The organism is Bradyrhizobium sp. NBAIM08, from assembly GCF_020193935.1.
GTDB classification, from domain to species: Bacteria; Pseudomonadota; Alphaproteobacteria; order Rhizobiales; family Xanthobacteraceae; genus Bradyrhizobium; species Bradyrhizobium yuanmingense.
Genome location: NZ_JADYVR010000706.1, coordinates 1 through 420, shown reverse-complemented (window position 1 = coordinate 420; position 420 = coordinate 1). Strand labels below are relative to the sequence as shown.

Below are 420 nucleotides of genomic sequence, written 5' to 3'. Positions count from 1 at the left end.
GGACCTGTTGAGCGCGGCCAGCGATGGGAAGAACTACTACGTCGGCTCGGCGCGAGGGGTGTACCAGCTCGATGCGCAGGGCACCCTGCGCCTGCTGGCCAGCGACCGGCAGCTCGGCAGCGGCGTGGTGTGGTCGGTGCTGCCGCGCCCGGATGGGCGCCTGTGGCTGGGACGCGGCGGCCGCATCACCGTCTACGATCCGGCTACCGGCGCGCTGCGCGATCTGCGGATCGATGGCAGTGCCGACCTGCGCCAGCGCATCGACCTGATGCGGCAGGCGCCTGATGGCACGGTGTGGGTGTCGGTGATGGGCCTGGACCTGCAGCAGCGCGATGCAGAGGGCCGGCTGCTGCACCGCTATCCGCTGGAGCATTTCCGCGGGACCGCCGATGCGCCGATCGAGCAGATCCGCTTCGACGC

Annotated in this window: 1 protein-coding gene; it reads left to right on the top strand. The window is 71.0% G+C overall.

All coding sequences use genetic code 11. The features are described from left to right. The coding region (locus I6F37_RS41660) for an SMP-30/gluconolactonase/LRE family protein (protein WP_225154620.1) at nucleotides 1-420 on the top strand (420 nt) is incomplete at both ends.